Source organism: Mesorhizobium sp. (genome assembly GCF_017306585.1).
Lineage (GTDB): Bacteria > Pseudomonadota > Alphaproteobacteria > Rhizobiales > Rhizobiaceae > Mesorhizobium.
This window is the reverse complement of record NZ_JAFKIC010000384.1, coordinates 1-1,408: the sequence shown is the minus strand read 5'-3', so window position 1 is coordinate 1,408 and position 1,408 is coordinate 1. Positions and strand designations below refer to the sequence as shown.

Below are 1,408 nucleotides of genomic sequence, written 5' to 3'. Positions count from 1 at the left end.
AGACCAATGTCGCGCTTCATATTCATGTTGACGCACAACGATGTCACGGTGGCGGACGCGCGCGGCGTCTTCGCCGAGGTGGCCGACCTCAAGATACCGTTCGTCGGCTTCAAGGATATCGGGCTGCCGGTGCCGGAGCTGAAGGCGCTCGCCGCCGACATCCGCGCCAATGGCCAGGAGGTGATGCTCGAGGTGGTCAGCCAGACCCGTGAGGACGAGCTCCGTTCCGTGCAGGCCGGCGCCGAGATCGGCGTCGACTACATCCTCGGCGGCACACACGCGCGGGAGGCTGGGGAGATCCTTGCCGGCACCGGCATAAAATATATGCCGTTCCCCGGAAAGGTCGTCGGCCATCCGAGCAAGCTTACGGGCACCGCGGCCGAAATCGTCGAGAGCGCGCGCTCGCTCGCGGCCATGGACGGTGTGGCGGGCCTGGACCTGCTTGCCTATCGATTCTCGGGCGATGTCGAGAGCCTGATCGCCGATGTCGTCAAGAGTATCGACACGCCGCTGATCGTGGCCGGCAGCATCGCCAGCGTCGAGCGCGTAAAGATCGTCTGCGGTCTGGGCATCTGGGGCTTCACCGTCGGTGGTGCCGTGTTCGACCGCAGCTTCGCCGGCGACAAGACGCTGCGCGGGCAGATCCAGGCCATCCTGGATGCCGCCCGGGCATCCGAGATGTCGCTCCCTGTCGCCTAGGAGCAAGCCATATGAGCGGCGCAGCGGGGCGTACAGCCAAATTTGGGGGGTACATCTGGCTAGCGCCGATGGTTGCTTTCCTGTTCATGTTCGAGATGTGGCCGTTTCTGATCATGCTCGATCAGAGCGTCCACGCCTTGAGCTACACGCAGCCGACGATGAACGGTCAGTTCGTCGGGCTCAACAATTATCGCAAGCTCGTATTTGACAGCGATTTCTTCCACAGCGTCGGACTAACGCTGCTATTCATGCTGGTGGCGCTCACCATTGAGTTCGTGCTGGCGCTCGGATTCTCGGTGCTGCTGTCATATCATCTCAGGTTCAAGCGCATCGTCCTGTCGCTGTTGTTGATTCCGATGATCCTGGCACCGATCGTCGTCGGACTGACGGCGCGGCTCAACCTCAACCCGGATTTCGGCCTGATCGGAATCCTGCTGCGCAAATGGGGCCTCTCGCACAGCGGCGTGCTCGCCGACGGCACCAGCGCCTTCCTGACCATCGTCGCCGTCGACATCTGGCAATGGATGCCGTTCCTTGTGATGATCTTCGTGGCCGCCATAATCTCCATGCCGCGCGAGCCCTTCGAGGCGGCGGAGGTCGAGGGCGCCAACCGCTGGCAGATTTTCCGCCACATCACCTTTCCGCTGCTGCAGCCGATCATCATCGTCGGCTTCCTGCTGCGCCTCACCGACAGCTTCAAGATATTCGA

At 62.3% G+C, this 1,408-nt stretch carries 2 protein-coding genes; both read left to right on the top strand.

Going from position 1 to position 1,408, the window contains the following annotated elements; all coding sequences use genetic code 11:
- The coding region (locus J0I79_RS35075) for a 4-hydroxythreonine-4-phosphate dehydrogenase (protein ID WP_366015805.1) at nt 1-699 on the top strand (699 nt) is incomplete at its 5' end.
- Between the two features lie 68 nt (nt 700-767).
- Nucleotides 768-1,408, top strand: a 641-nt coding sequence (locus J0I79_RS35070) for a sugar ABC transporter permease (RefSeq protein ID WP_292870787.1), incomplete at its 3' end; no start/stop codon positions are given.